The sequence below is a fragment of the Hamadaea tsunoensis DSM 44101 genome (assembly GCF_000428945.1).
Taxonomy (GTDB): Bacteria; Actinomycetota; Actinomycetes; order Mycobacteriales; family Micromonosporaceae; genus Hamadaea; species Hamadaea tsunoensis.
This window is the reverse complement of sequence record NZ_AUAX01000019.1, coordinates 126,739-147,948: the sequence shown is the minus strand read 5'-3', so window position 1 is coordinate 147,948 and position 21,210 is coordinate 126,739. Positions and strand designations below refer to the sequence as shown.

General features: G+C 71.3%; 11 protein-coding genes. 5 read left to right on the top strand and 6 right to left on the bottom strand.

What is annotated here, in order from left to right:
• Window positions 1–54: 54 nt before the first annotated feature.
• The 3 genes from G401_RS0125920 to G401_RS0125910 form a co-directional block, all read right to left on the bottom strand.
• A complete protein-coding gene (locus G401_RS0125920) occupies window positions 55–9,639 on the bottom strand; it encodes a calcium-binding protein (protein ID WP_027344773.1) in 9,585 nt (3,194 codons plus the stop codon).
• 175 nt (window positions 9,640–9,814) lie between these two features.
• Window positions 9,815–11,068 carry an MFS transporter gene (locus G401_RS0125915; protein WP_051367159.1) on the bottom strand — a complete coding sequence of 418 codons (1,254 nt, stop codon included), beginning with the start codon at window positions 11,066–11,068 and terminating at the stop codon, window positions 9,815–9,817.
• Between the two features lie 2 nt (window positions 11,069–11,070).
• The gene (locus G401_RS0125910) at window positions 11,071–11,661 is read right to left on the bottom strand and encodes a winged helix-turn-helix domain-containing protein (protein ID WP_027344771.1); all 591 of its coding nucleotides are present in this window, start codon (window positions 11,659–11,661) and stop codon (window positions 11,071–11,073) included.
• 92 nt (window positions 11,662–11,753) lie between these two features.
• Here G401_RS0125910 and G401_RS0125905 point away from each other — a divergent pair, with 92 nt between their 5' ends.
• Genes G401_RS0125905 through G401_RS0125895 form a run of 3 tightly spaced genes read left to right on the top strand, consistent with a single transcriptional unit; the run spans window position 11,754 to window position 12,849 of the window.
• Entirely contained in the window at window positions 11,754–12,119 is a 366-nt protein-coding gene (locus G401_RS0125905; protein ID WP_027344770.1) for a VOC family protein, read from the top strand.
• Entirely contained in the window at window positions 12,116–12,424 is a 309-nt protein-coding gene (locus G401_RS0125900; RefSeq protein ID WP_027344769.1) for an ArsR/SmtB family transcription factor, read from the top strand. The genes G401_RS0125905 and G401_RS0125900 overlap by 4 nt, the downstream gene beginning before the upstream one ends.
• Window positions 12,421–12,849 (top strand): SRPBCC family protein, encoded by a 429-nt coding sequence (locus G401_RS0125895; RefSeq protein WP_027344768.1) that lies wholly within the window; start codon window positions 12,421–12,423, stop codon window positions 12,847–12,849. Before G401_RS0125900 ends, G401_RS0125895 begins: the two co-directional genes overlap by 4 nt.
• On the opposite strand, the gene G401_RS0125890 is transcribed toward G401_RS0125895, so the two are convergent.
• The gene (locus G401_RS0125890; RefSeq protein WP_027344767.1) at window positions 12,821–13,273 is read right to left on the bottom strand and encodes an NUDIX domain-containing protein; all 453 of its coding nucleotides are present in this window, start codon (window positions 13,271–13,273) and stop codon (window positions 12,821–12,823) included. The two genes, G401_RS0125895 and G401_RS0125890, sit on opposite strands and share 29 nt — an antisense overlap.
• 37 nt (window positions 13,274–13,310) lie before the next feature.
• Here G401_RS0125890 and G401_RS0125885 point away from each other — a divergent pair, with 37 nt between their 5' ends.
• Window positions 13,311–14,324: a Gfo/Idh/MocA family protein gene (locus tag G401_RS0125885; RefSeq protein WP_027344766.1), complete on the top strand. Its 1,014-nt coding sequence runs from the start codon at window positions 13,311–13,313 to the stop codon at window positions 14,322–14,324.
• Between the two features lie 382 nt (window positions 14,325–14,706).
• Here the strand turns inward: G401_RS0125885 and G401_RS56160 are convergent, their stop codons facing one another.
• Window positions 14,707–17,652 (bottom strand): hypothetical protein, encoded by a 2,946-nt coding sequence (locus G401_RS56160; RefSeq protein WP_027344765.1) that lies wholly within the window; start codon window positions 17,650–17,652, stop codon window positions 14,707–14,709.
• Window positions 17,653–17,732: 80 nt separating this feature from the next.
• Here G401_RS56160 and G401_RS0125875 point away from each other — a divergent pair, with 80 nt between their 5' ends.
• Entirely contained in the window at window positions 17,733–20,099 is a 2,367-nt protein-coding gene (locus G401_RS0125875) for a Tex family protein (protein WP_051367158.1), read from the top strand.
• Window positions 20,100–20,291: 192 nt separating this feature from the next.
• Here the strand turns inward: G401_RS0125875 and G401_RS0125870 are convergent, their stop codons facing one another.
• Complete coding sequence (locus G401_RS0125870; RefSeq protein ID WP_027344763.1) at window positions 20,292–21,203, bottom strand: DUF2157 domain-containing protein; 912 nt, start codon at window positions 21,201–21,203, stop codon at window positions 20,292–20,294.
• Between the last annotated feature and the right edge of the window lie 7 nt (window positions 21,204–21,210).

Genomic DNA, 21,210 nt, shown 5'->3' with positions numbered 1-21,210 from the left:
TACGGATGGGCCGGCGGGGCGAACCGCCCCGCCGGCCACGAACTCAACTCTTCTTTAATCGGTGCAGGCGACCGGGTCGTCGAAGTGCCCCGGCGTGCCCGGGTACGCCCTCCCCGCCCCGTGATCGTTGTTGTCGCTGGTGTAGGTGTAGGCGAGTTCGAGGAAGGCCGAGGTGCCCGGCGTGTTCACGTCGGCCGCGGTCTGCCCCGCCCCGCTGGCCCAGGCCACATGGGTGAGGAAGTCCTGCATCGCGGGGCTGTGCTGGCGGATGTCGTTGTAGCCGCCGTACGCCGCGTTGCAGTGGGTGTAGAGGTTGTACGCGCCGTTCCAGTCCATGAGCCGGTCGCCGTTGTTCGGCCCGTTCGCCGCCACGTCGGCCTGCATCGCGTCCCGGTCCCAGCCGCCGTAGATCCAGTCGGTGCCCTGGTGCGTCTGGTTGTCCGTGTCGGTGGCGTTGTCCATGTCGGTCATCTGGTACCAGATGCACGGGTCCTTGGTGACGCTCCCGGTGGTCACCGGCCAGCGGCCGGCGACGCAGTCGGGGTAGACCCCGCGCGGCTTCATGTCGAGCAGATCCGAGCCGAAGCCCTCGTCGTTCGACTCGCCGGAGCCGCCGAACGTGTGGTCGACGAACTGGTCGAGGCTGCCCCGGGCGGTCGGGTCGAACACCCCGTTCTTCAGGCAGTCCGGGTTGGCCGCGTCGAGGACCGGGTCGCAGCCCTTGCCGCCCCACAGCACGTCCGAGCCCTGCGCCCCGAAGATCTGGTCACCGCCGCTGTCACCGTTGGCGATGTCGTTGCCCCAGCCCGCGTGGATGTTGTCGTTGCCGGACCCGCCCCGGATCAGGTCGCTGTCGCCGGTGGTGTACCCGTCGTGCGGCATCGCCGGGCTGGCCGGCCCGCCGATCCACTGGTCGCCGTCGGTGTCGTGGAGCAGGTCCACCCGCCGGTCGTAGGTGCCGACGGCGAACCCGGTGTAGTGCTCCTTCGGCACCTGGTTCAGGTCCATCGAGAACCCGAGCGCGGCGTTGTCGTCGGCGTTGACGTACTGGTTCACGACGCCGCCGCGGTCACCGACGATCGCGTCCTCGCCGGCCCCGCCGTAGATCGTGTCCGCGCCGAGCTCGCCGAACAGGTCGTCGTTCCCGTCGTTGCCGTAGACGGTGTCGTCACCGTCCTGGCCCCAGACACCGTCGTTGCCACCGTCGCCGTAGAGCGTGTCGTTGCCGAACGAGCCCGCCGGCTCGCAGGTGAACAGGCTGGTCGCCGAGCAGAACCGGGTCGACGGGCCGGGCAGCGCCGGGTCGTGCGTACGCGCCACCGTGGCGTTGGTCAGGTCGGCCCCGGTCGGGTAGCGCTCGGAGTAGACCTTCTCCTTCCCGTTCACGACCGTGCGGACGAGCGAGCCGTCGTCGCCGAGCAGCACGTCGTCACCGCCGTCGCCCTCGATCACATCGGCGCCGTCCCGGAAGCCCTGGGCCGAACTGCCGCCGATGAGGTCGTCCTGGCCGTCCGGCGTACCGGGGCCGACCAGGTCGGCGGCCGTGCCCGCGGCACCCGGCCACGGCTGGGCCGCGATCGGGGTCACGGCGGCGTGCCCGGCCGCGCCGAGCGGCAGGTCACCGCGCAGGATGTCGTTGCCGCCGTTGCCTTCCAGGTAGTCTGCGCCGCCGTCACCCGTGATCGCGTCCGACCCGTCCTGCCCGTACGCGAGGTCGACCCCGTCGCCGCCGCTGATCCGGTCGTCGCCGAACTTGGCGGCGTCCGGCGTACCCCGGTCGAGGAAGGTGACGACACGCGGCGGGAAGGCCGTCCCGTCGGCCGCGAGCCGGTTGGTGACCGCGGCGGGCGTGTCCCCGGCGAGCGGGCGCAGGATCGCACCGTTGTCGCCGAGCAGGATGTCGCTGCCGGGGCCGCCGAAGAGCGCGTCGGCCGTGTCAGGCCGGCCGGCCGGCGGCACGGTCACGACACCGTCCGGAGTGGACGAACCGCCCACCACGTCGTCGTCGCCGGTGTCGCCCTCGACCCAGTCGCTGCCCGGGCCGCCCTCGGCGTAGTCCTTGTCCGCCCCGCCGCGTACGCGGTCCGGCCCGCCCTGGCCGAGCAGCACGTCGTCACCGGCGTCGCCGGAGATGTAGTCGGCCGCGCTGGTCCCGGCCGCCGGTGCCGCCCCGAGATCGAGCAGTTCGATCCGCACCTGCGGTACGCCGCGCCCCTGCACGAGCCGGGTCACGCCGTCCGTGGTGAACCGGGCGTTGTCACCCGCGATCAGATCGTTGCCGGCGTCGCCGTACAGGTAGTCGGTGGCGTCCGGCCGCCCCGTGCCGCTCAGCGACTCCGAGGAACCGCCGATGAGCTGGTCGTCGCCGTCGTCACCGTGCACGACGTCCGTACCGTTGTTGCCTTCGAGGTAGTCGTTGCCCTCGTCGCCCTTGACGGAGTCGTCGCCGAGCCCGCCGTACGCGTGGTCGTCACCGGAGCCGCCGGAGATCACGTCGCCCGCGCCGGCCGCCGGGGTCGCCCCGGACAGGTCGAGCGGATACGGCGTCGTGTCCCCGTTGTCGCCGACGATCCAGTCGTTGCCGGCCTCGCCGAACAGGTAGTCCGTCGAGTCGGCCGCCCCGGCGGTACGCGTACCGCCGTAGATGGTGTCGGCGTCGTCGCCGCCGAAGGCGTAGTCGCTGCCGTCGTCGCCCTCGATGGTGTCGATCCCGGTGCCGCCGTAGAGGCCGTCGTCGCCCTCGTTGCCGTAGAGCGTGTCGGTTCCGGAGTCGCCGAGCAGCTGGTCCTTGCCGAGGCCGCCCCACGCCTTGTCGTCGCCGTCGCCCAGGTTGAGCGTGTCGTCGCCGCGCTGGCCGCAGGCGATGTCGTTGCCGCCGCCCAGATCGGAGCGGTCGTCACCACCGCCCGCCGAGACCTTCTCCACGCCGGAGCCGCCGAGGATGAGGTCCGAGGCTCCCTGGTCGGCCGCGGCCGGCTGGGCGGTCGCCGAGGCACCGTCCACACAGGCCTCGTTCACCAGGTACGCGTCGCCGAAGACCGTCGCTCCGCCGTCGCCGCCGATGATGTGGTCGTGCCCGGCCCCGCCGACGAGGAGCTTCGGCTCGGATTCGACGCGCGGCGGCAGATCCTGGTGCACCACCGTACGCGCCGCGCCGTACCCGTCCGAGGCGCCGGCCGGGCCGACGGCCGAGGGTTCGGCGAGCACGTAGTCGTCGCCGGGGCCGCCGAAGATCTTGTCGGTGCCGTAGCCGCCGGACAGGACGTCGTCCCCGCCGAAGCCGTAGATCTCGCCGGTCTGCCCGTTGGCCGAGTGCGACACCACGAGGTCGGTCCCGGCCGCGCCGTAGACCTTGTCCTGGCCGCCACCGGTGTTGACGTTGTTGACCAGATTCTCGTCACCGCTCCCGGACTGGTCCGGATCGGCGGGCGGGTTCTGGTCGTAGGTGTAGATCCTGTCGTCGCCGTTGCCGCCGTTGAGGGTGTCCGCGCCGGCCCCGCCGACCATGATGTTCGCGCCGTTCGGCGTACGCTCGTCCACCAGCGCGGCGATCACGTCGTCACCGCCGTTGCCGTAGACCTTGTTCGCGCCGTGTCCGACGGTCAGCGTGTCGGCACCCGTGCCCGCGGTCGCGTCGTCGCCGGGCGCGTGCAGCTGCGTCCAGTCGATGACGCCGCTGAGGCTCTTGTCGCCCTTCTCGCCGTGGACCGTCAGGTCCTTCTGGGCCGTGCCGAGCCCGGTGTCGCCGGCCACCACGTCGTCGCCGGCGCCGGTGGTGATCGAGTCGTTGCCCTCGCCGCCGGTCACCCAGGAGGTGACGCCGGCCGCCTCGCCGGTCACGATCGTGTCGTCGCCCTTGCCGCCGTCCACGAAGGACGGTCCGGTGCCGGTCTTGATGTTGTCGGCCCCGTCGGAGCCCATCACCACGGCCGTCTTGTCGAACGGCGAGGTGGCGGTGCCGTCGCCGGCCGGGTCGCCGTCGCCGAGGAACACGACCGACATCGCCGTCTTGCTCGCGTCGTCGAGGTGGTAGTCGCGGCCGTCGACGACCACCCGGGTCAGGTTCGGGTCGAGGAACTCCTGCTTGCGGCCCAGCGCCTCGACCGCGAAGCCGTCGAAGCCGTTGGTCGCGCCGTCCTGGCCGGAGTCCGCGTAGTGCAACGCGTACACCTTGATGACGTCGCCGTTGTAGGTGTCCTTCGTGTTGTCCCAGACCTTGTCGCCACGCTGGGACTGCCCGCCGAACTTGCCGGCGAAGACGACCAGCGTGTCACCGACGGTGCCGCCGAGCTGCGGTGGCGGTGGCGAGCAGTCCGGTTGGGCGCGGAAGTCCAGCAGGGTCGCGTTGACCAGGGTGAAGCTCCACGTCTTGGAGAACAGGAACAGGTCGATCGTGATGTAGACCCGCAGGAACACCGACAGCTGGCCGCTGGTGGTGAACAGGCAGATCGGGTTGGTCAGCAGCGCCTGGAGGAACTCGCTGAGCCGGAACTTGCCGTCGTTGTTCGGGTCGTTCCAGCTGAACCCGACGGTGAGCCGGATTCCGCCTTCGATGCCCGCCTTCACGATCAGTACGCTCACCTCGGCGCCGGCCGCGATCTCGCCGCGCAGCGTCACGACGGGGACCGCCTTGCCGCTCGCGTCGGCCGTCTTGAAGTAGAGGCCGTCGAGGATGTCGATCGCGCGTACCGGGCCGCCGTTCTGGATCGCCTCGACCGCCGAGCGGATGCCCTTGGTGTCCAGGCCGGCGATGAACCGGGCGGTCACCGAGGCACTGCCCGACAGCGTGATCAGGACCGGCGGCGGCGCGTACACCGGGCCGAACGACTGCCGCCAGCTGAACCCGAGCTCCAGCGGACCGCTGTCGAACCCGATCAGCTCCACGTCCTGGCCCATGAGCAGGCCGAACAGCGAGCCGGGGTTGTCGAAGACCGGGAACGAGAAGCCGATCTTCGAGGCGTTGTTCGCGGCCAGGCCGGTACCGAACAGCTTCCGGCCGGTCGTCTTGCCGTCGATCGCGTTCTTGACCTCGTCGGCGGTCTTCGGCTGCGGGTTGTCGATCAGGCTCGCCGCCGACGCCGGGGACGCCAGGGTGTCGAGCGCCTTCGCCGGGTTGACGAAGAACTGGCCGATCGGGATCTTGCAGTCGCCCGAGCCGCAGGACGGCATGTGGTTGATGAAGTCGATCACCGCGCGGATGGTGTCCACGAACTGGAGGTTCGGGCCGCCGGTCAGCGTGCTGAACTGTTTCGCCAGCCACACCAGCGTGATGTCGGGTCCGCCGGTCGCGTGCGAGAGGTCGGACAGGACGGGGATCGGCGCGTACAGGGTGTCGATGACCGGCTGCAGCGGACCGGTGACGGCCTTCAGCTTGTCGAGCACCGGCTTGAGGATCTTCGAGAAGAACGAGCCGACGTCCAGCGCGATGTCGGTGAACTCGATGTGCAGGTCGCCGGCCTGCAGCGTACCCGTGGTGTTGGAAACGCCCCAGCTGAGCCGGAACGTGGCGCTCACGCCGGGCAGCGCGGAGCCGATGTCGGAGGTGGGGTCGATCTTGGCGGTCAGCGCCCAGTCGATGTTGACGCTGGCCTCGACGTCGGTCTTGACGAGCGAGCCCAGGTCGCCGAACTCGGCGAGGGTGAGCCGGGCGTCCTCGTCGGCCGTGCAGTGCGCCGCGTCGGTGCCGTTGAAGCAGCTCTCCTCGTCCGGCGCGCCCTTCAGGTCGATCCCGAAGTACGCCCGCGCGAGCGGCGCGCTGGTGTTCTTGTGCGCGTTGACGTTGATGAACGCCAGCTGCGCGTCCAGGTCGGCCGCGTCGAACGAGGCGCCGATCTGCAGTTCGGGGGCAAGGTTGTCGGCCCCGTGCGTCGCGATGTAGAAGCCCTCGGACCGGTCGAGCACCATGTCGAGGTGCAGCTTCCAGCCGAGCTTCACCGACACGCCGTTCGGCGCGCCCTTCGCCGCCTTGAGCGACAGGCCCGGGATGCCGAGGTTCAGCGGCACGTTGGTGGCGAGGCAGTCGGTCGTGCAGCCGGCGGCCGCGGACGGATCGCCCTCGCCCTTGGTGAGCTGGATGCGCACGGACTGCACGTCGGTCAGCGCGCACGGCGAGGTGACACCGGTGGCGCAGGCGACCGAGACGGTCAGACCGGGGTCGATGTTCTTCAGCGCCTCGTGCAGCGCGGTCGTCAGGCCGTCGCTGTTGGCCGGGGCGTTGGCGAGGACCGGGCCGATGGCGGCCTTGATGTCGTCGCGCAGCTGGTGGATGAAGTGCTGGCCCTGCTGGAGGTCGTCGCCGACGAGCGGCAGCTTGCCGTCGAAGCTCGCCAGCCGGAGCGCTTCCTCCAATTTAGACAGGTATCCGTCGATGCCGACGTTGAAGTCGGTCAGCTTGATCGCCAGGCTCTGCAGACAGGGCCCGAGGTCGGGCAGGCTCGACGTGGTGTGGAAGTCGGTGTCGATCTGGAACGACAGCACGTTGGTGCCCGCGGGCGGGTCGCAGTCGTTGAGGAACACCGGTGCCCGGGCGCACAGCGGTACGCTCGCCCCGCCGACCCCGCCGCCGCAGTCCGTCCCGTCGGTGGTGAGTTCCGGCGTCAGGCCCAGCAGGCCGTCGAGGACCGGCTTGTCGTCCTCGTCGGTGGTACCCAGCCCGAACTTCAGGTTGCCCTGGACCGCGGCGAAGTCGCCGTCCTTGCCCAGGCTCAGCGCCAGCGGCCCGACCCGGGCGGCCAGCACGACCTGGCTCGCGCCGGCCGACACCGTCACGCTCGCCGACGACTCGTGGTCGAGCAGCGGGCCGGCGTTCAGCGCCAGCGGCAGCAGCAGGCCGAGGTGCGCGTCACCGGTCACGTCCAGCGCCACGACGCCCGACGAGTCGAGGCTCACCAGGTCGCCCGCGCCGGACCACGCGAAGTTCAGCGGCGCGCCCGTGTGGAAGTTCCGCTTCCAGGCCAGGTCCATCCGCAGGTAGGGGCCGCCCTCACGCTGGTCGAGCGCGAACGACAGGCCGCTGCCCGCACCGATCGCGTTGTTCACCAGGTCCAGCGCGTCCTGCAGGGTCTCCGGCGGGTTGGCCAGCAGGCGGTCGACCGCCTCGGCCAGCTCGGGGCGGAAGGCGTACGCGGAACCGGCCGCGGGCACCGGCGAACCGGCTCCGGCGATCTTCAGCGTCTGCCCGTCCATCACCGCCAGCACGCGGTACGCCTTGCTGCCGATCACGACCGTGCGGTCCTTCAGCTTGTCGGCGAAGACCGCATCCCCGGTACGCGCCGCGTCGTGGAGGTCGAAGTCGGAGTTGTCGGCCGCGTACGTGACGGAGGCGCCGACACCGCTCTCGTCGCTGCCCATCAGCTCGCGCGGGGACTTGTTGAGCAGCGGGATCTTCTGGTCCATGAGGCCGCTGCCGCCGCTGGTCGTGGCGAGCGCCTTGTTGACCAGCCGCAGCGCCTCGACGACCGAGCCGAACAGCGCGTTGGGGTCGTCCGGGTTGAAGTCCAGCGAGAACAGGCCGCTGAGGTTGGTCTTGGTGACGACCGGGTCGCTGCCGGCGGTCCAGCTGAACGACGCCGACACGCCCTCGCCCAGGATCCCCGTGTCCCCCGGTACGCTGATCTTGGCGGTGCCGGTCGTGCGTACCGACGACGTGATGTCGAACAGGCCGGCCGGATTCGTCTGCAACTGCGCGAACAGCTGTCCGAGGCTGATGTCCTGGGCGGTCTTGAACTTGATCGACAGCATGTGCGCCGCGCCGGTCACCGGGCCGACCGCGAGCGAGCCGTTCACGCGTACCTTGAGGAAGCCGATCTTGCCGTAGAAGTCGATCTGCGACGTGATCGGGAAGTCCGCCGTGAACAGGGGCGTCGCCGGGTCGGTACGCAGCAGCACCCGGTCGGCGTTGGCGACCGGGTCGGTGATCCCGTCCCGCAGGTCGAGCACGAGCGTGACGCTCGCCGCGTACGACGGCTTCACCTGGGCGAGGCTGGACTGGGCGTTGCCGATCTTGAGGCCGACCTTCTTGTCGTCGCCCGTCGTCGCGGTGAACATGCTGCCCAGCTGCACAGCGCCGATGTGCGCGTCGGAGCTGGAGATCACCCAGGTGCTGTCGTCCGCGGGCCGGCCGCCGATCCACTCGGCGTCCAGCGTGACCGAGTTCGCGGTGTTGTCGGTGATCTGGCCGGCCGAGGTGCCCGCGACGACCCGCTGGCCCTTGAGCGCGCCGGGCTGGAACCGGTTGGCGGGCAACGTGAAGCCGCTCGGGGTGAACGTCGCGCCCTTGCCGGAGACCTGCGCCGCGCCCGCGTCGAGAGCGACGTTCGCGGTGGCGCTCTTGGCGAGGGTCAGCGTGAAGGCGAGCTTGTCACCGGCGAAGGTCAGCGGCGTGTTCTGCAGCAGCCCGGCGTCCGCGAGCAGCTTCAGCAGCTGCTGGATCGAGGTGAACTTCGGCTGCCCGGCCCGGCCCGGATCGTCGACGCCCGGCTGGAAGTTCGGGTCGTCGGTCTTCGGGTAGGTGTTCGCCTTCAGGAACGCCGTGATCTTCTCGTTGATCGTCACCGCGTCGGCGAAGGTGCCCTTGAGGAACGGCAGGTCGAGGTTGCCCGCGCCCTTGCTGGCCTGGATGCCCGAGAGCAGGGTCGCCAGCTGCGCCAGGCCCGCCCCGAGATCGAGCGGGCTCATGTTGCGGAACTTGGCGATCGTGCCGTCGAGGCCCGGAGTGTCCACTGTGGGCGTACCGGCGGTGATGTCGGGCCAGGTGACGTTGACCGTCGCGTCCAGCGGGGGCAGGCCGAGCGGAGCGCCCGTGGCGGCCGCGCCGAGGTGCAGCGACGCCGACACCTTGCCGGGACCGGTCTCCGTCTCCGTATCGGAGATCTTGCCGCCGCCGTTGCTGTCGAACCCGGCCTGCACGAGACCCGCCAGGGAGCCGGTCGCGCTCAGCTCGCCGCCCTGGCCGAACGCCAGCCGGCCGTCACCGTTGGGGTCGTTCACGCGTACGACGAGATGTGTGGAGGCCGACAACGACGCGCCCGCCTGCAGGGCGACCTCCAGGATGCCCACGGAGGCATGGGCCTGGTCGAGGTCGGTACGCAGATGCGCCACGGCGTCGATGTCGAGTCGCGGCGCGTCGGCGTCCCGGACGAGGTAGGCGCCGGACGCGCCCGCGCGGACCTTGAGCCGGAGGGTCGCCCAGCCGGTGACCCGGACGGCGGCCGCGGCGGTGATGCCGCCCGCCGTGAAGTCGACGGGGTCGGATTCGCGCTTCGCGGTCAGGGTGAGGTCGAGGAGGTGATCACCGTCCACGTCCGACACCGCGCTCGTCAGGTGTACGCCGCCGCCCAGGTCGCGGTCGGCGTTGGCGAGCCCGTTCGCGGCGATCGCGTCGGACGCCTTCTTGATCAGGTGATCGGCGTCCACGAGGCTGCCGGGGCTGACCCCCAGCAGTGGCAGCGACTGGCCCAGCCGGCCGACCTTGGCCAGGCCGTCCGCCCAGCCGGCGGTGTCGGCGAGGGTCTGGTCGATCGCCGTCTCCCAGGCGGGCGGGTCGGCGTGCGCCGGTGGTCCGGCGACCACCACCGCGACGGGGGTGACGAGGACGGACGCCATGAAGGCGCGCAGAGCGGTGCGGAACAGCCGCGACATGACCCACCCGTTTCCCTGGCCGGAATGCGGAAGGGGCTACCTCACGGAAACCTGGTAGCCCACGGGCGCATCAGATCAGGGTTAGGAGGTCCATAAACATCGATGTAAATTTACCGACACGAAACATCGCCGTTCGTCCACACGTCTGTCACGGTGACTGTCCGTACTGGATGGTTCACAATGTACGCATGGCCGGGACAGGCGACGGGAGCAGCCACAACACCCCCGCGACGGCCCCTACGACACTGATCCACAGTGTCGTGTGCACCCCGAGAGCGGTTCCGAGAAAGCCACCGATAAGCGCACCGAGGGGACGGATGCCGTAGTTCACCGTACGCTGCGCGCCGGCCACGCGCGCGCGGAGATCGTCGGGGATCGTGGCGGCCTGGATCGAGCCACTGCAGATGTCGAGGAGCATCACACCGAACCCGGAGACGAACTCGGCCGCGAACAGCAGCGCCAGCGACCCGATCCCGTTGCCGGACACGATCGGCACGAGGATCAGCGGGGCCGGGAACAGGAAGTAGCCGAGCAGGGCCGCCCGGCCGATCCCGAGCCGCCGGCTGAGCCACGGCGTGACGGTGGCCCCGATGAGCGCGCCGGCCGACGCCATCCCCAGCACGACACCGAGCACCCCCGGCGACACGTGCAGGTACGCCGTCACGTACAGGATGACGAGCGCGCCGAACATGTAGTTGAACAGGTTGAGCGTGGTGGCTCCCAGCAGCAGCGGCCGCAGGATCGGATCGCGGACGAGGAAGCGCAGCCCGGTGCCCAGCCCGAGACCCCGCTGCCGGGCCGGCGGCGGCTCGGTGACGTCGATGCGCCGCAGGAAGAGCGCCGAGCCCACATAGGACAGAGCGTCGGCCACCAGCGCGAGCGGCGCCGACAGCAGCTGGACGAGCAGCCCGCCGGCGGTCGGCCCGGCCACGAACGACATCGCCCGGGAGCCGTTGAGCAGCGTGTTCGCCGGGATGAACTCGGCCGGCGACACCAGCGAGACGAAGAGGGTGTTGCGGCAGACCTCGAACAGCACGCTGAACGTGCCGACGGCGAACGCGACGACGTAGAGCTGCGTCAGGGTCAGCAGGTCGAGCAGGTACAGCGCCGGGACGGTGAGCAGGAGCAGGGCGCGCCCGGCGTCCGCGACGATCATCAGTCGCCGCTTCACCGGCCGGTGATCCACCCACGCGCCCAGCAGCAGCGAGAACAGCAGGCTCGGGAGCAGTTCGGCGGCGGTCAGCAGGCCCATCTGGCTCGGCCCGGCGTGGATGGCGAGGACGGCGAGCAGCGGCAGGGCCAGCGCGGTGATCTGGTCGCCGAACAGGGAGATGCTCTGGGCCGTCCAGTAGCGACGGAACATCGGCCGGCGCAGCAGGCTCGTGGCCTTCACCGGGGGCTGGTCGAGGATGGGGGCGGTCGTCGTCATCGTCAGCTCCGGGGGGCCTCGTTGGTGATCACGAACTGGACGACCGTCACGCCGCGGGCCCCGTCCGGCCGGCTCGCCGGATCCGCGTTGCGGTACGCGTACTCGTCGGCGATGGCCTGCATGCGTTCCTGGATCTCGGCCAGTTCGGCGGCGGTGACGTAGAGCTGCGCGTCGCCGGGACCGGTGTGCTCCCGCCACTCGGGCGGCTCCTGGTCGGCCCGCGCCAGCCATTCGCGCGCCTTCTCGGCGTACCGCGCGATCAGGACGCCTTCGAGGTGGTCGACGGCCGCCTGCGACTCGGGGTCGGTGCGGCCGCTGTTCCAGCGGGTGGCCGGAGCGGTGGCGCGCCAGGGCTTCTCGCGACCGTCGGCTCCCGGCACCCGTTCGACCAGCCCGTACTTGGCGAGCTGGCGGAGGTGGAAGGAGCAGTTCGGCACGTTGTCCCCCAGCCGCTGGGCGGCCTGGGTCGCGGTCATCGGTCCCTCCCGGCGCAGGAGGCCGACGAGCGCCATGCGGAGCGGGTGCGCGTAGGCCCGCAGGGCCACGGGGTCGTCGAGGCTGACGAAGGGCTCGTTCAGAGTGCCGTCGCTCATGATGCTAAAGATAGCTTTAGAAAGAAGTCTCTACAATCCCCCTCGACGGAGGAGTTTGACGCGTAGGAAATTTCCTACGTATCGTGGGTCGCATGAACATCACCCATGTACAGGTCGTCTCCGTGCCCGTCGCCGACCAGGACCGGGCCAAGAGCTTCTACGCCGACACGCTCGGCTTCACCGTGATCGCCGACCAGCCGATGGGCGACGAGGGCCGCTGGGTCCAGGTCGGCCCGAAGGGCTCGAAGACCAGCCTCACGCTGGTCACCTGGTTCCCGACCATGCCCGCGGGCAGCCTGAACGGCCTCGTCCTGGAGACCACCGACATCGACGGCGACGCCGCCGCGCTGGCGGGCGCCGGGGTCGAGGTCGACGGCCCGCACGACGAGTTCTGGGGCCGGCACGCGACCTTCCGCGACCCCGACGGCAACGGGATCGTCCTGCGCCAGGCGCGATGACGGACGTCTTCGGGGCCCTGGCCAGCCCGGTCCGGCGGGAGATCCTGCGCCTCCTGCTCACCGGGCCCCAACCCGTCAACGCGCTCGCCGAGCGCTTCGACATGAGCCGCCCGTCCGTGTCCGAGCACCTCAAGGTGCTGCGCGAGGCCGGCCTGGTCGGTGAGTCGCGCGACGGCCGCCACCGCCGCTACGAGCTGCTTGCCGAACCCCTTTCCGAGGTACGCGACTGGCTGACGCCCTACGAGGAGTTCTGGCGCAGGAAGCTGCGCAACCTGCACGAGCTGCTGGACAGTGAGGAATCATGACGGACACCGCGATCGAGGTCGACGAGTTCCTGCCGCACCCGCCCGCGAAGGTGTGGCGCGCCCTGACCGACCCCGTACGCCTCGCCCGCTGGCTGATGGCCAACGACTTCGAGCCCGTGGTCGGCCACCGGTTCACCTTCCGCACCGAACCCGTGCCGTCGCAGGGGTTCGACGGGATCATCGACTGCTCGGTGCTGGAGATCGAGCCCGAACGGCTGCTCAAGATCTCCTGGGGCCGGGTCGGGCTGGACACCACGGTCACCTGGCGGCTGCACCCCGAGGGCACCGGCACGCGGCTGCTCCTCGAACACGCCGGCTTCGCCCCGGACGACCCGGCTCAGCAGCGCGTACGCATGATCCTCGACGGGGGCTGGCGGTCGAACCTCTGGCGGCGCCTCACCGAGGAGCTGTCGCGCGAGCAGTGATCTCCTCGATGTTGTCGATCAGGTACGCACCGACCGCGACGGGGTGGATGAGCAGGCCGCTCAGCGCGGCCGCGGTCGGCGGGAAGTAGACGACCTCGTAGATCCCCTTCGCGGGGTTGCTGAACTCCGGGCCGAACCGGTTCGCGAAGTCCATCGAGACCAGGTGGCAGGCGAACAGGTGCTGCGTCTCCCGCCTGCCCTCGATGTTGTCGGTCTCGACCCCGGCCAGGTAGACCGGCTCGGTGACCACGGCCCGGAGTTCCTCGTCCAGCTCCCGGTAGAGCGCGGCGACCAGGTCGGCGTCGTCGGCCTCGACCCCGCCGCCCGGCAGCGTCCAGTACCGGGGCCAGTTCGGCCGGTCGCGCTGGAAGAGGACGATCCGGTCCCCGTCGAAGATCACACCGCGTACGCGTTCCGTGGTCATGCAGGCAGCGTAGCCATCGCGGTGGAATCATGGTGGCGTGCGCGTCGGGATCATCGGATACGGACTGGCCGGACGGATCTTCCACGGCCGGCTGCTCAAGGCGGCCGGGGCGGACGTCGTCGCGGTCGTCACCAGGAATCCGCAACGCCGGGCGGAGGTCGCCGCGGACTTCCCGTCGGCGGCCTGCCGGGACGACGTCGCGGCCATGCTCGCCCACGACCGGCTCGGCCTGGCCGTCGTCGCCAGCCCCACGGCCGCCCATGCCGAGGCCGCCGCCGAGTGCGTCCGCGCCGGCGTACCCGTGGTGGTGGACAAACCCTTCGCCACGACGGCCGCGCAGGCGCGCGACGTGCTCGACCAGGCGCGGGCCGCGGGCGTGCCCTTGACGGTCTTCCAGAACCGGCGCTGGGACAGCGACTTCCTGACCCTCAAACGGACGATCGCCGACGGCGGCCTCGGCCACGTCATCCGCTTCGAATCCCGGTTCGAGCGGTGGCGCCCGGAGGTGGCGCCGGGCAAGTGGCGCGAGGAACTCGGCCCCGACCAGGGCGGCGGTACGCTGCTCGACCTCGGGAGCCACCTCGTGGACCAGGCCGTCCAGCTCTTCGGCCCCGTCCGATCCGTGTACGCCGAGATCGCCGCCCGCCGCGGCCTCGCCGCCGACGACGAGGTGTTCCTCAGCCTCCGGCACGCCGACGTCCACTCGCACCTGTCCTGCGGCGCGATCATGGGGTCGCCCGGACCCCGGATGCGCGTCCTCGGCACCAAAGGGGCGTTCGTCGTCGAAGATCTCGACGGGCAGGAGGACGCGCTCCGCGAGGGTCTCAGCGCGGACCAGGCCCGGCCGGCGATCGCCCGGGTCCTCGCCGATCCCTCGATGACGCCGGTGCCACCAGTGGCCGGAAACTGGGCGGGGTACTACCCGGCGGTCCTCGCGGCACTGCGCGGCGAGGGGCCGCTGCCGGTGGACCCCGCGGACGTCGTGCATGTGATGGAGGTACTGGACGCGGCCCGCGAAGCGGGTGCGACCGGCGAGATCGTCCACCTCTGACGGGCCTTCACACCACCACTCCCGGCGATCCTGCGCGTCACCACGGCGTGCCGGCGTGCCGATCCGCCTGCGTACCGGTCCGCTGGTCTCCCGGTCTGCCGGTCGCCCGGCTTGCCTGCGGCGTGCCGCTGGGCGGCGTGATCTTGCTTCCCGCCGCCCGCAAGGGGCGGCCCCGCTTGCGGCCGCCTCCGCGAGCCGCCGACCCACTTGCCGACGATCTTGCGCGAATGCCCCGGATTCTGTCCGCTTTGCCCCAATAGCCCGGACATTCGCGCAAGATCGTCGGAAGAGCCTCGGGTCGGCAGGGCAACGGAGGCCGGAGCGCGGCAGGGCCGGAGCGCGGCAGGGCCGGAGGGCGGCGGAGGGGCGAGGGTCCGGAGGGTCAGGCGCAGGACGGGAAGCCCGCGGCCACCCGCGAAGCCCCCGGGTCGGCCAGCGCCGTCCCCAGCTGGGCGCGCAGATCGTCCACGGCGAGCGACGACAGTGTCCACGCCAGCGGAGCCGGCAGCCCCGGCGACGTCCGCGGCGAGATCACCAGGAAGCGCCCCTGCCCGTCCGCCACGTCGCACGACGCGGACAGGCCCGGGACGGGACCGGTGAACGTGCTCCCCGCCAGCTGTTCCATCGCCCGGTCGTCGAGTTCGTCCGGCTTGGCCTTGGTCGACGGCGGTACCAGGCCCTCGATCGTGCGGCCGGCCGCGCGTGGGGCGGCGACCTGGGCGTACCCGTTGTCGATCTCGATCAGCACGGGGACGATCCGGGCATTGCCGGTGGCGGCGTTGTGCGTCGCGATCAACGTCGCGAGCCGCGGCCACAGGGCGAGCAGCATGCCGATACCGGTGTCCTCGGCGTACCCGCCGTCGACGATCGCCGTCTTCTGGCCGCGCATCGTGTCGCATCCGTACAGGTGGCCGGACGGGGAGACGTAGGGGAATCGGGCGGACAGGACGGCCGCCGTCGCTCGGGAGATGCTCTGCGGGTGCGTACCGTCGGGGTCGCAGAGGAAGTCCAGCAGGTCCGTGGTCACCGGGGCGTCCGACCGGGCCGCGCCCGTGCCCAGCGTGGCGCAGGTCCCGCCGGCGGCCCGCGCGTCCGCGTCGGTCAGCCGCAGGCCCGCGATGTTGAGGCGGCAGCCGCTTTCGGCCTGCGTACCGGTGAGGAGCATCAGCGGCGTGCGGCCCGTCCCCCACTGCCCGCCGAGGAAGTCCGCGTCGAGGCCGGTCACGTGCCGGGCGAGGTCGTCCTCCAGGCGCCGGGCGCGATCCTGCCCGCCGTATCCGGCGTAGCCGCGCGCGAGGTCCACGGTCAGCATCCAGGTCAGCCCGTCGGTCAGATAATCCTGGCGGCCCAGCTGCTCGTCGTACCAGGTCGCGGTCCGCGTGCCCGCCAGGTCCGCTTCATACGCGAGTACACCGAGCGAGCCGCCCGACGCCCCGCCCATCGCGAAGATCCGGTCGGCCGCCGCCGCGCCCGGGCAGCCGTCGACCGCTCGTTGCCGGTCGGCGCCGAACAGCCCGGTGAGCGCCGACGACGTCCAGTACGCCGCCCGTAACCCGCCGCCCGGCGCGGCGACGAGATACAGCGGGACCGTCTGTCCACTGTGTCCGGATCCGGCGCAGTTCGCGGCGGCCCAGGCCGAGAAGGCGTCGTCCAGGCTCAGCCCGGTACGCGCAACCGCCACGTCCCGCTGCCGGTGCACGGCGTGCTCGGAGCCGTCGCCGAGCCAGAAGCTGGCCAGCAGCAGCACCCCGACGAGCAGGGCGGCCACCGGGACCCGGGTGAACCCGAGCACCAGCAGTCCGGGCGGGGCGGCATGGGTCTCCGACCAGCGCTGCGCCTCGCCGAGCGCGATCATCAGCGCGGCCAGGAACAGCCCGATGAAACAGATCGCGCCGACGTACGCGACGCCGCGTACGGCACCGGTGAAGGCGGCCGCGACGGCGACGGCCAACCCGATGATGCTGAACAGATACTTGCGCTCGAACGGGTCCGGGCGCTGGTCGACCGCGCCGTCCCAGGAACGCAGCAGCGCCCAGCCGCCCATCGCCACGAGCGGCGTACCGATGAGCGACAGTCCGGTGAGGACACAGGCGACCACGAAACGGAACGAGTCGCTCTCCCCCGACAGCGGCAGCACCACCAGCGCGGGCGCGTACGCCGCGGCCGTCAGGAGCAGCAGCGTGACGAGCGGGACGATCGCGAGGAACCGGGCGGTACGCCGGGCGGCGAGCACGTGGCCGGTCTCGGGTGCGGCGGCGTCCCCGGCCCGGCTGGCCTGTGCGGCCTCGACGAGCCGGTCCCGCTGCTCCTGGTCCACCCGCGTACGCCACAGCAGCCCGAGCAGGAGCAGCCCGGCGAGCACGGCGGCGGTGGCCCACAGCTCGATCCAGCCGAACGCGAGGGCGCAGAACGCGGCCGCGGCCGCCGCGACGAACAGCCAGATCGCCCAGGTCACCTCGTGCCGGGCCGGGTCGGGGGCGTGCTCGGCCAGCACGAGCCGCCGGGTCAGCAGCCACGCCGCGAGGCCGAGGACCGCCGCCGCCAGCACGGTCAGCACGCCGGCGACCAGGTCGGCCGGACCGCCGACCCACCGGCGTACGAGGTCGCGGGCCTGGCCGGTGGGGTCGAGGAGGAGCAGGGCGGCGTACAGGGCCACGGCGACGACGGCCACCCGCAGCCGCCACAGCGCCCAGCCGCCGTTGCGCAGCCAGACCTTCAGCCGGCCGGTGTCGAGCAGCAGCACGACCAGGAAGACCGCGAAGGCGCCGAGCGCGGCGAACTTCAGCGTCGTGCAGACCCACGACGCCCAGACGAGCCAGGTCGGCACGCTCCACCCCGCGACCGTCCGCTCGACCATCACCAGCCGGGCGACGTCCTCCAGCAGGTCGAACCCGACCGCCGCCAGCACGAGGTACGGCAGCCGCACGTCGTGCGCCCAGATCCGCAGCCGCGACCAGCCGTCGCGCGACGCGTACGCCGGAACGTGCCCGCGCACCCGTGCGCCGAGCCGGATCAGCAGCATCGCGTACGCGGCCATGAAGAGAAGATCCGCGAAGGTGTACGCGCGCGTCGTCCAGGCGATGAGCGCGGCGGTCGCGGGGGTCTGCGCCGCGGCCTGCCAGACGGCGAGCAGGGCGCGCGTGTCGGCGACGAAGTCCAGGCTGAGGCCACTGGCCAGGCCCTCCAGGTCGCCGAAGGTCGAGCCGGAGGCCAGCTGCACCTCGGTGAGCAGGCCTCCCACGGCGCGGAGCACGAGGTAGACGGTGAGCGCGAGGGTCGCCCACGGCAGCACCCGGGGCAGCGGCTCGGTACGCGCATCGGCGGTCATGAGCGGAAGGTAATCGATGCGGCGCCATGCCGAGCATCCCCCTGCCGGATGTCACGCGATGTTTCGGGCAGAATGCTCGGGTGACTTCCACCGAGACCGCCCTGCCGCCGATCAACGCCCGCATCGCCGAGGAGCTCGGCGTCCGCGAGGGGCAGGTGAGCTCCGCGGTCGAGCTGCTCGACGGCGGCGCGACCGTGCCGTTCATCGCCCGGTACCGCAAGGAGGTGACCGGCGCGCTCGACGACGCCCAGCTGCGTACGCTGGAGGAGCGCCTGCGCTACCTGCGGGAGATGGAGGAGCGGCGGTCCGCCATCCTGGAGTCGATCGCGAGCCAGGGCAAGCTGGACGACGCGTTGAAGGCGCAGATCCTCGGCGCCGACACGAAGGCGCGCCTGGAGGACATCTACCTGCCCTACAAGCCGAAGCGGCGGACCAAGGCGCAGATCGCCCGCGAGGCCGGGCTGGAGCCGCTGGCCGACGCGCTCATCGGCGACCCGAACCTGGACCCGCAGAGCACCGCGGCGGACTACCTCACCGAGACGGTGACCGAGGTCGCGGCGGCCCTGGACGGGGCCCGCGCGATCCTCATCGAGCGCTTCGCCGAGAACGCCGACGTCATCGGCGAGCTGCGCGAGCAGGTGTGGGCCCGCGGCCGGCTCGCCTCGAAGGTCAAGGCCGGCAAGGAGACCGACGGCGCGAAGTTCGCCGACTACTTCGACTTCGCCGAGCCGTTCACGAAGCTGCCCTCGCACCGCATCCTCGCCATGTTCCGCGGCGAGAAGGAGGAGATGCTCGACGTCGTCGTGCAGCCCGAGGACCCGGCCGACGCGCCCGAGATCGGGCCGACGCGGTTCGAGCAGCACATCGCCGCCCGCGTCGGGGTCGCCGACCGCGGCCGCCCGGCCGACAAGTGGCTGTCCGACACCGTCCGGTACGCGTGGCGTACGCGGATCGTCACGCATCTCGGCATCGACGTGCGGATGCGGCTCTGGCAGCAGGCCGAGGAAGAAGCCGTACGCGTCTTCGCGGCCAACCTGCGCGACCTGCTGCTCGCGGCGCCGGCCGGCACCCGGGCGACCCTGGGCCTCGACCCCGGCTTCCGGACCGGCGTGAAGGTCGCCGTCGTGGACGCGACCGGCAAGGTCGTCGCGACCCACACGATCTACCCGCACGTGCCGCACAACAAGTGGGACGAGTCGCTGGCGGTCCTGGCCCGGCTGTGCCAGGTGCACGCCGTCGAGCTCATCGCCATCGGCAACGGCACGGCCTCCCGGGAGACCGACCGGCTGGCCGCCGACCTGATCAAGATGTTCCCGCAGCTGAACCTCACGAAGATCGTGGTCTCCGAGGCCGGCGCCTCCGTCTACTCCGCCAGCGCGTACGCGTCCGCGGAACTGCCGGACATGGACGTCTCGCTGCGCGGTGCCGTCTCGATCGCCCGGCGGCTGCAGGACCCGCTGGCCGAGCTGGTGAAGATCGACCCGAAGTCCATCGGCGTCGGCCAGTACCAGCACGACCTGACCGAGGGCAAGCTGTCCCGCTCGCTCGACGCGGTCGTCGAGGACTGCGTGAACGCGGTCGGCGTCGACGTCAACACGGCCTCGGCACCGCTGCTGACCCGCGTCTCGGGCATCACCGAGTCGCTGGCCAAGAACATCGTCGCGCACCGCGAGGCCACCGGCCCGTTCACCAACCGCCGCGCCCTGCAGCAGGTGCCGCGACTGGGCCCGAAGGCGTACGAGCAGTGCGCGGGCTTCCTGCGGATCCGGGGCGGCGACGACCCGCTGGACTCGTCCAGCGTGCACCCGGAGGCGTACCCGGTGGTGCGGCGGATCCTCGACGGCGCGCAGACCGACATCGGGCAGCTCATCGGCAACACGACCGCGCTGCGCAAGATCAAGCCGACGGACTACGTGGACGAGACCTTCGGCCTGCCCACCATCACCGACATCCTCAAGGAGCTGGAGAAGCCCGGCCGCGACCCGCGCCCGGCCTTCCAGACGGCCACCTTCAAGGAGGGCGTCGAGAAGATCGGCGACCTCCTGCCCGGCATGCTGCTCGAAGGGGTCGTCACCAACGTGGCGGCGTTCGGGGCGTTCGTCGACATCGGCGTACACCAGGACGGGCTCGTGCACGTGTCGGCGATGTCCAAGACCTTCGTCAAGGACCCGCGCGACGTCGTGAAGTCCGGGGACGTGGTCCGGGTCAAGGTGATCGACGTGGACGTGCCGCGCAAGCGAATCTCCCTGACTCTGCGTTTGGACGACGAAGCCACCCCGTCCTCCCCGGAAGATCGTGGCAACAACCGGCAGGGTGGCGGCAATCGGCAAGGCGGTGGCAATCGTCAGGGTGGTGGGCGGCCGCAGCAGCAGGGACGGCCGCAGCGTCAGCAGGCGCCCGCCGACACGGCCCTCGCCGACGCCCTCCGCCGGGCTGGACTCGCCTGACCTCGATCAAATTCAAGATCTCTCAAGACTTTGTCCCGGGTCCGTCGATCTCACCTCCGCTCCTCGCGCGGGAGACCGTTCCGGCCCTGGGGGGCCTCCACTGCCAGGTGAGTGGGGCGACGCATCGTTCGCCGTCGTCCCCTCACCCGTCGTTCGCCGTCGTCCCCTCGCTCCGTCGTTCGCCGTCGTCCCTCACTCCGCCTTGGGGCTCGGGGGTGTCGGCGCTTCGGGTGGGGAGTTGTCCGCTCGGAGGCGGAGGGCGGCGAAGGATGCTGCTACCAGGGCTGCTCCTGCTACCAGGAGGATGACTGCTCCGCCGGCGGCGCCGCCGGTCCAGTCCCAGACGGCTTCTGGTGCAGCGAGCGCTACGCCGACGACGCCGCCCACGAGCACGATCGCCGTACGCGTCTGTCGATACAGGACGAAGCAGCCGATCGCGATCGCGAAGGTGAGCGCGTACCGCCAGGCGCCGGGGGTGACCTGCGCGCCGATGATCGCCAGGGTGATGCCGACGGCCAGGGTCACCGGCCGGGGCGGCAGCCAGTACGCGAGTCCCGTCCACACCAGTCCGGCGAGCAGGAACAGCAGTCCGGTGCCGAGTTCGGTGGTGTGCAGGTGTTCGCCCGTCACTCCGAGCAGCAGCACGATCGTGTGCGCCCCGGCGGCGATCAGCAGGATCGGCGAGCGGAGGAACGCGTACGCGCAGAAGGCGACGATGAGTCCCGCGAGCCCGGCGGTCGTCCCGGAGCCGTGTTCGACGGCGGTGCCGGCGGTGGCCGCGGCGGTGCCGGAGGCGAGCGTCAGCAGGACCGCGGCGACCCGACCGCGCACGGCCGTACGCCGGCCGAAGACGGCGGCCGCGGCGACGAGCAGCAGGGTGATCCCGAGCAGGCTGAGCGTCCGGGTGACCCGGGACATCGCGTCCCACTGGGTGGCGAGCAGGAATCCCGCCCCGCCCAGCATGAGTACGCCGCCCACGTAGCCCGCGGCCTCGGCCAGCCACTTCGGCGAGCCGGCGTTCTTGTGCAGTGCCTCGTGGACCTCGACAGCCTGCTCCTCGGTGAGGACACCGCGGCGGACGAGATCGCGTAACGCCTCTTCCATCCGTCAA

Bases quoted from the DNA above. Each gene is read 5' to 3' on its own strand.
- G401_RS0125920 (WP_027344773.1), bottom strand. From the start codon at position 9,639: ATGTCGCGGCTGTTCCGCACCGCTCTGCGCGCCTTCATGGCGTCCGTC.
- G401_RS0125915 (WP_051367159.1), bottom strand. From the start codon at position 11,068: ATGACGACGACCGCCCCCATCCTCGACCAGCCCCCGGTGAAGGCCACG.
- G401_RS0125910 (WP_027344771.1), bottom strand. From the start codon at position 11,661: ATGAGCGACGGCACTCTGAACGAGCCCTTCGTCAGCCTCGACGACCCC.
- G401_RS0125905 (WP_027344770.1), top strand. From the start codon at position 11,754: ATGAACATCACCCATGTACAGGTCGTCTCCGTGCCCGTCGCCGACCAG.
- G401_RS0125900 (WP_027344769.1), top strand. From the start codon at position 12,116: ATGACGGACGTCTTCGGGGCCCTGGCCAGCCCGGTCCGGCGGGAGATC.
- G401_RS0125895 (WP_027344768.1), top strand. From the start codon at position 12,421: ATGACGGACACCGCGATCGAGGTCGACGAGTTCCTGCCGCACCCGCCC.
- G401_RS0125890 (WP_027344767.1), bottom strand. From the start codon at position 13,273: ATGACCACGGAACGCGTACGCGGTGTGATCTTCGACGGGGACCGGATC.
- G401_RS56160 (WP_027344765.1), bottom strand. From the start codon at position 17,652: ATGACCGCCGATGCGCGTACCGAGCCGCTGCCCCGGGTGCTGCCGTGG.
- G401_RS0125870 (WP_027344763.1), bottom strand. From the start codon at position 21,203: ATGGAAGAGGCGTTACGCGATCTCGTCCGCCGCGGTGTCCTCACCGAG.